At 63.4% G+C, this 7811-nt stretch carries 6 protein-coding genes and 1 pseudogene; 3 read left to right on the forward strand and 4 right to left on the reverse strand.

Annotated features, from left to right (window positions below):
* Positions 1 to 1168, reverse strand: a pseudogene (locus ACO41U_RS09060) (hypothetical protein); the annotation flags it as partial.
* Between the two features lie 265 nt (positions 1169 to 1433).
* On the opposite strand from ACO41U_RS09060, the gene ACO41U_RS09065 reads away from it, so the two are divergent.
* Together ACO41U_RS09065 and lysS are read left to right on the forward strand one after the other, a co-directional pair.
* Positions 1434 to 2540 carry a M24 family metallopeptidase gene (locus ACO41U_RS09065; protein WP_485943320.1) on the forward strand — a complete coding sequence of 369 codons (1107 nt, stop codon included), beginning with the start codon at positions 1434 to 1436 and terminating at the stop codon, positions 2538 to 2540.
* 46 nt (positions 2541 to 2586) lie between these two features.
* A complete protein-coding gene (gene lysS, locus ACO41U_RS09070; RefSeq protein WP_485943322.1) occupies positions 2587 to 4125 on the forward strand; it encodes a lysine--tRNA ligase in 1539 nt (512 codons plus the stop codon).
* A gap of 81 nt (positions 4126 to 4206) precedes the next feature.
* Here lysS and ACO41U_RS09075 read toward each other — a convergent pair whose 3' ends face one another.
* Both ACO41U_RS09075 and ACO41U_RS09080 read right to left on the reverse strand, forming a co-directional pair.
* Complete coding sequence (locus ACO41U_RS09075) at positions 4207 to 4923, reverse strand: cytochrome c biogenesis CcdA family protein (protein WP_485943324.1); 717 nt, start codon at positions 4921 to 4923, stop codon at positions 4207 to 4209.
* A 2-nt stretch (positions 4924 to 4925) separates the two neighbouring features.
* Positions 4926 to 5267: a thioredoxin family protein gene (locus ACO41U_RS09080; protein WP_298778007.1), complete on the reverse strand. Its 342-nt coding sequence runs from the start codon at positions 5265 to 5267 to the stop codon at positions 4926 to 4928.
* Positions 5268 to 5591: 324 nt separating this feature from the next.
* Here ACO41U_RS09080 and ACO41U_RS09085 point away from each other — a divergent pair, with 324 nt between their 5' ends.
* Positions 5592 to 6761 (forward strand): hypothetical protein, encoded by a 1170-nt coding sequence (locus ACO41U_RS09085; RefSeq protein WP_485943326.1) that lies wholly within the window; start codon positions 5592 to 5594, stop codon positions 6759 to 6761.
* Between the two features lie 76 nt (positions 6762 to 6837).
* Here ACO41U_RS09085 and ACO41U_RS09090 read toward each other — a convergent pair whose 3' ends face one another.
* Positions 6838 to 7356 carry a nitroreductase family protein gene (locus ACO41U_RS09090; protein ID WP_298778013.1) on the reverse strand — a complete coding sequence of 173 codons (519 nt, stop codon included), beginning with the start codon at positions 7354 to 7356 and terminating at the stop codon, positions 6838 to 6840.
* Positions 7357 to 7811: the final 455 nt, after the last annotated feature.

The raw sequence follows: 7811 nt of genomic DNA on the forward strand, positions 1-7811 counted from the left end.
GCTCCTTCGCGGGCGCAGGTCCTGTTGCGGGAGCGGGGGTAGGCTGTGGCTCCGGGGTGGGATCCTTTGCGGGCGTAGGCTCCGCTGTGGGAGCGGGGGTAGGCTGCGGCTCCGGAGTGGGCTCCTTTGCGGGCGTAGGCTCTGCTGCGGGAGCGGGGGCAGGCTGCGGCTCCGGGGTGGGCTCCTTTGCGGACGTAGGCTCTGCTGTGGGAGTGGGGGTCGGCTGCGGCTCCGGGGTGGGCTCCTTTGCGGACGCAGGTTCTGTTGCGGGAGCGGGGGTCGGCTGCACCGGGGTGGGCTCCTTTGCGGACGCAGGTTCTGTTGCGGGAGCGGGGGTCGGCTGCGTCTCCGGAGTGGAGTCCTTCGCGGGCGTAGGTCCTGCTGCGGGAGCCGGTGCCTGTTGCGGTGCCGGAGTGGGCGCAGGCACTGGCTGTGGCATAGGAGTCGATGTTGGTGCAGGCGCCGGTTGCGGTGCAGGAATCGGCGTTGGCTGTGGTACGGGGATGGGAGCAGGCTGCGGCACAGGGCTAGGTGTCGGCTGCGGCGCAGGTGCTGGCTGTTGCACGGGAACAGACTCAGGAGCCGGCGTATAGCCAATGAGATGGCGCAGCGCCTCATACTTCGGGTCGCTCAGGTCGAACTTGAAGACGCCGGAGTCGTAGAACTCCGGGTAGGAGGTCCTGTCGGGGTCTTTGGAGGTCCTCAGGATCCTGATGAGCGCGTCCACCACCTCGTCGTTGTCCTGCCAGGAGGTGGAGTCGAGGTTGAAGAACTTCTTGGGGTCGCCGCGGAACAGGAACTGTTCCCGGTCCTTTGCGGTCGTCGTGGAGAGCGTGCAGGCCAGGGTGTAGACATCGATGTTGGAACTCCATGTTTCTTGAGAGGCGGTGAATATGGCGTTGCCGCTCCACTCGTCGCTTGATGGGTACAGCAACAGCAGGGGGGTATTCGCGCCCCCCTCCTCGACGGTGATCCCCTGAAGGCTTTCCGGCCTCAGCTCTGGGGCGGTGTGCCTGAATTTGAACAGGATATCCCCGCTGCGCTGGCTTTCGGATTCAAAGGCAGCGTCCCCGTTGCTGTTGTCCGGGCGCGCAGGAATGTCAACGGACCTGGGGCAGGTTGCGGGGTCAAGGGTTTTAAAGCTCGTGTAGATCAGGAAACAATTCATCACAATACCTCCAGTCTGTCCGGTCTCCGAAGCGCCTCCCGGAGTCCGTGAAGCGAAGTTTCACGCCCAATACGATGGACAATTTGTTTAACATTATACCTCTTACGGGCCGTTTTCGTCCGATTTTGCCAATAAGGACCCCGCCGGCCTTTTCAAGCCTTCTGGTCAAAAGCGGCTTCTCTTCTGTTAGAATACACGGGTACTCAGGAGGCCGAGCCTTGCCCGGTCCGCTGTGACGTTTAAATAAGTGAGGAGAGGACTGGACATGGCTTTCGAGACAGTCAGGGAACGGCTTGTGCGGTTCAGGGCTCTATTGAATGAGAAGGGGTTGGACGCTTTCGTTTTGTTGGTCCTGGAGCGGCACAACACGGAGAACTGCCATTACCTGTCGGGCTTCAGGGGGAGCAGCGCTGCGCTCGTCATCGATCGGGATAGCGCCCTTCTGGTAACGGATGGGCGCTATCGCATTCAGGCTGCGGCGGAAACGCCATTTGAGGTGGTGGTTCAGTCGGAGCTCCCGTTGCCCGCCTGGCTGGCGAAGGCCGTGAAGGACGCGGGATGGCGCAGGGTGGGCTTTGAGGCGGAGAAGGTGTCCCAGCGGATATTCAGCCTCGCGTTGGAGCCCGTAGGGATCGAGTGGGTGGATGCGTCGGACCTCATCCCCTCGCTGCGCCGTACCAAGGACGCCAAAGAGGTGGAGGCGATCCGGCGCGCCGCCCTCATCGGGCGCCAGGCCTACGGCAACGTGCTGCGGACCGTGCGGCCTGGAATGACGGAGGCGGAGTTCGAGGGCGCGCTCCTACTGGAGATCAAGAGGCTGGGGGCAGAGAAGGGCTGGGCTCACGACGACTTCATCGTGGCCTCCGGGGTGCGGGGCGCCGTCTGCCACGCTCACGCGACCTCGCGGGCCTTTGAGGCGGGCGACGTGGTGACGGTGGACTACGGCGCCATGGTGGGCGGCTACATGAGCGACATCACGCGCAACTTCGCGGTGGGGCAGCCCGACGACAGGGCCCTTGAGGTGAACGACCTGCTGCTGCGGGCGCACCGGGCTGCGGCTGCGGCGCTGCGTCCGGGGCTTGCGGGCCGGGAGGCGGACGCCATCGCCCGCCGCATCATCGCCGAGGCGGGCTACGGCACGAACTTCGTACACAGCCTGGGACACGGCCTGGGGCTTGAGGTCCATGAAGCGCCGCGCCTCTCCGCTACCTCAAAGGACGTGCTGCAGGCGGGTGACGTCGTGACCATTGAGCCGGGAATCTACATCGAGGGCTGGGGCGGCCTCCGCATCGAGGACGACTACCTCATCACTCAGGACGGCGCGGAGTGCCTGACGGCGACGGACAATCAGTCCCTTGAAGTCGTCGCCTGAACGTCAAGGCTGAATGAAGTTTATTTATTGAAGGGAGAACGCACGCATGGAGAACGCCGTGAAAGGCCCAGGCCAGGGGGGGCTGGAGCAGGAGAGCGCGGATAACGAGGTCGTCCGGCAGATGAAGGAGAAGCTCCTTCGTCTGCGCCGGGAGGAGGGCTTTGACCCCTACGTCGCCGAAACGTGGGACTGCCGGGACCACCTGGCGGACGTCCGCTGCCGTTTCGAACACCTGACGCCGGAGGAGGCGGACGAAACGGTGACGCTGAGCACGGCGGGCCGCCTGATGACGCTGCGCCGTCAGGGCAAGACGACCTTCGCCGACCTGGCGGACGAGACGGGGCGCATCCAGCTCTACTTTCAGGTGAACGCGCTGGGGGAGAAGTCCTATGAGTTCCTGAAGAAGTGGGTGGACACGGGGGACTGGCTGGGCGTCGTGGGGCATCCCTGCCGCACCAAGCGCGGAGAACTGACCATTCAGGTGACGGAGTACAAGCTGCTGAGTAAGTCCATCCGCCCGCTGCCGGAGAAGTGGCATGGCCTGACGGATATGGAAACCCGCTATCGGCGGCGCTACATGGACCTCATCGCAAACCCGGAGGTGCGCGATGTGTTCCGCAAGCGCTCGAAGATCATCTCCTCCTTCCGTGAAACGCTGGAGGCCCACGGGACGCTGGAGGTGGAAACGCCCATCCTGTCGGTGCTGGCGGGGGGCGCCAACGCCCGGCCGTTCAAGACCTTTCACAACGCCCTGGGCCTGGACATGTACCTGCGCATCGCGGTGGAGCTCTACTTGAAGCGTCTGGTGGTGGGCATGATGGGCCGCGTGTACGAGATCGGGCGCAACTTCCGCAACGAGGGCATCGACACCATGCACAACCCGGAGTTCACGATGATGGAGGTCTACTGGCCCTACGCGAACTACGAGGACATGATGAACCTCGCGGAGGAGCTGATTCGCAACGCGGCGAAGGCCATCGGCACCCTTGAGATCGAATGGAACGGCGTCAAGGTGGACCTGTCCCAGCCCTTCCGCCGCGTCACGATGCTGGATGCCGTGAAGGAGTATGCCGGTGTGGACCTGAGTGTCGTGACGGACGACGAGGCGGCGCGGAAGATCGCCCGCGAGAAGGGCCTGGGCGGCGAGCTGAAGGGAACGGAGAGCCGTTTTGCCGTGCTGAATCTGCTGTACGAAGCTTTTTGTGAGGACAGAATGGTGCAGCCGACCTTCGTCATGGGGCACCCCACGGAGATCTCCCCCCTCTCGAAGCGGGACCCGGAGAACCCCGACTACACCCACCGTTTCGAGCTCTTCATGTTCGGCAAGGAAGTGGCCAACGCCTTCAGCGAGCTGAACGACCCTCTGGACCAGCGGGCGCGCTTCGAGGACCAGATGCGCAAGAAGGAGGCAGGTGACGATGAGGCCCACGCCTTCGACGAGGACTTCATCAACGCCATCGAGGTGGGGCTGCCTCCCACGGGGGGGATGGGCATCGGCATGGACCGTCTCGTCATGTTCCTGACGGGGGCGCGGTCCATTCGCGACGTCATCCTCTTTCCGGCCATGAAGCCGAACGAGCAGTGACGCGGCACAGTTCCATTGACGTGAGGGGGCGAGCTGCAGGCCGCCCCCTTACGCACTCTCTGAGTGTCAGGAGATGAGATTTCAGGAGATCAGGAGCAGCATCTCCCGCGACAAATAGAGGCCCGCTGCGATCAGCGCGAGACCACATGTAACGTTCAAACCGCGCAGGATGACGGTGCCGCGCTCGCTCTGCAGCCAGCGGGACGCCAACTGTGCAAAGGTGCCTGAGAGGATCAGCACGGCGCTGTACCCCAGCGCGTAGGCGACGATGAGCCCTACGGCGGCAGCCGGCTTGGTTGAGGCCTGTGACAGGGCGACGGAGAGCAGGGGGGAGATGTAGCCGATGCTGCAGGGGCCAATGGCCAGCCCGGATACGATGCCCAGCGTCAGCGCTCCGCGCAGGCCGCGGCGATCCGTGCCGCCCGCCTTGTCCGCTCCGCCGCTGAAGGAGAAGAGGCGAATGTGGACGATCCCCATCAGGTGCAGACCCATGAGGATGAACACCGCCGCGGTGACGAACGTCAGCAGGCGCTCATGCCCTCCCAGCAGGACCCCCACGCCCGAGGTGACGAGGGCCACCAGCAACAGGTTCAGCACGATGCCCACGCAGAAGGCGCAGGATATCCTGAAGGCCTCCCACCGGCCGGGCTCCTCCGCGTTCGCGATGTAGCCCACCACCAGGGGGATGGCGGCGATGCCGCAGGGGCTGAGGATGACGCTGGCCATCCCCCACAGGAAGGCCCCCAGCCACTGCAGCGCGCCGCTTGAGAGCATCGCAGAAAAGATCGCATCAAGCATCGTTAGAGGTTGACACCCGCCTTCTTGAAGACCTCGACCACCTCGTCGAGGGACCTGTAGCCCACCTCGGTTGCGACTTCCTTGCCGCTCGCGTCCAGGAAGATGAGCGTCGGGACGTAGCGAACGTTGTGCTGCTCCGCCGCCTCAGGGTGTTCCTCCAGGTAGACGTGCTCCGTCGCCAGCTTGCCGGCGTACTTGGCGTCGATCTCGTCCAGGACCTTGGACATCATGGTGCAGGCGGGGCAGGTGTGGGTGGAGAGCATCTTCAAGGTCGGCGTCCCCTCCGCAGAGGCGGGAACGACCGCCAGAAGGGCTGCCAGAACGGCGATAAACAGTGTTTTCATGTACATACACATCCTTTCGATCGTCCGGCCCCGCGCCCGTCGGCTCTGTGCCCCAGCCGCGAGGTCCGTTTTGTGGAAGCTATTTTACAGTGAGGCGGTTTCTGCGGTAAGGCGGGAAATGATGAACCCAACGCTCGGGATTGAGCGGACTTCGACCTTGTGCGCCCCGCCCCTCTGGTGTAAGATAACAACAGCATGTACGCCGCGCGGGGCGCGAGATGGGGCCGGTTCGGATATCTCTTAACGGTTGCCGGAGTCATCCCTGACCGCTTTTGCGGGGTCCTCCGCGCTTCCTTGCAGTTAGATTAAGGGGAGGGTTCTTTGATGGACGATAAGGGCGAGATCGTCAGCAGCCACGACGTGGATGACAACCTGTCCCTGCAGATCTGGACGAAGGGGCACACGCCCCGCCTTGTCATCTTCAATAAGGCCAAGAATTCAAAGAAGCTGATTCGCCTTGGTTGGGTGGAGAAGCGGGACCGCAAGCTGGCCGTCAGCGGAAAGAAGCGCGGCGAGAGCGTGAACTACACCATTCAGGATTTTGAACCGACGCTGCAGCGCATCCTGACGGAGTACGCAGTCTACGCGAACTTCCGCATCAAGCTGTGGCGGTTCGCCGTGGAGCTGGAGAAGATCGTCAACGCGCCGGAGATCGTGACGGACAGCGGGGAGATGAACCTGCTGACCGAGGACAAGCGCTCCTCGTTCTGGATCGCGGACTGTACGGGGCCGGACCGCAAGGCGGGCTTCTTCCGCCCCTTCTTTCCGGTCAGCGGGGCCGAGGCGGACGCGGTGGCCGAAGACCGGCTCCGCATCACAGAGGGCAATCGCGGCGTTGAGGCCCTGCTGAAGACGGGGGTGCTGCGGGACCTGGCGAAGGCCAACCCGGCGCGGTGGCACAACCCCATCCGCGTCGTTGCGGCAGCGATGCTCCTAGGCTTCTCCTACTGCGAGGAGGACGGATCGGACTTCTCGGACGAGCTCTGGGGAGCGGGGGCAGAGGGCGGCGGAGCGGACGCGGCTGCGGCGGCCCTGACGGGGACGGTGAAGTTCACGCTGCGGGACCCCAGGCTTTTGGGCTTGGGCAGGAAGCTGGTGGCCTTCGTCCGACACTTTGACGCCGTGCCGCAGGTGGAGGTGTCGAACTCCGTGGACAGCGACAAGGAGCTTCAGGATCAGGGCTTCGGCCGCACGCGGCGCCTCGAGTTCGGAGCGGGAACCATTGGCGACGTGCCGTACAAGGTGACGTTCTTCGAGCACGAAGACGGGCGCATCGCTCTGGGCTGTAAGCCCGATGCCGCGACGCAGCGGCATAAGGGGGAGCTGGTCCTCACCCTGCCGGGCGACGTCTACCGGACGGCGCTGAAGCGGGACACCATGGGAGGGCCTGAGGACGACTTCTACACCACCACGCAGCTGGCCTGGGCGTGCCAGTTCAAGGAGTGGCTTGACAACGTCACGCCCTACATTTCGAGTTTTGCGGGCCTGATGTAGCCTCGCCCGAAGGGGGCCGGACGGGATTTCATGGAGGCGGCCTCTGTGGGGGACGCCTCCATGGCGGAGAGGAGCGTCAGAAGGTGTCGCGGCGCGTCGTCGCCGAAAGCGGAAGGCGCTCGCCGTGCCTTGGGTTGGGGACGCTCGTTTCGTGGGGGTAGCCCATCGGCAGGATGGCGACCGGAATGACGTTCTCCGGCAGTGCGAAGGCCGACCGCACCTTCTGTGGGTCGAAGTGCCCCACCCACGTGGTCCCCAGGCCGAGGGCTGCTGCTTCGAGCATCATGTGGGTGGTGACGATGCTGGCGTCGACCTCCCCCATGTCCTTGCCGTCGTAGGGCCGCTTCCAGCTCACCGTATCGTCGTAGCAGACGATCAGCGCGAGAGGCGCGGAGAAATGACAGGGCGTGCAGTTCTTCAACTTGTCGAGGGCCTCCGCCGAGTCGAGCACCAGAACCCGCTGCGGCTGATTGTTGCAGGCGGTGGGGGCCAGTCTGCCGGCCTCCAGAACCGCGTCCAGCTTCTTGCTTTCGACCGCTTCCGACGTGAACTTCCGAACGGAATAGCGCTCCCTTGCCAACTTCAGAAAATCCATTGAGGATCCCTCCCAACAACTTTTCTTGAAATTTTACTCCTCGCTGCATCGTCTCCGCTATCCGTTGATTTTCTGGTCCCCCGTGGACCACACCTGCTTTTTTCCGGCGTCTGCGGGCTTGTTCTGCGCCATGACTCCGGCGAGGGGGTGCGGCAGGTACGGGGATCACTCCGCTATAAACGAGCCATGAACAAATTTGTCTTGGAGATGGGGAATGTAAGAACCCCTGCCCCGATAGTGCGCGAACCGGCGGTGAAAAAGTCCTTTGAAATGCCAGGGTTTCGAGGCTTGAAAAAGGCGCGGATTGAAAATATGAAATCCGACGGGATGGAATCGCGAAATCCGATGGAATGGGATTCTGAAAAACGACGGAATGAGGTATGATAAAGGCAACAAACTTTGGAGGGATCGCGCATGAAACATCCCGGTTACAGACCCCGCATTATCGACGGCAA

The sequence above is a fragment of the Fretibacterium sp. genome (assembly GCF_057312375.1).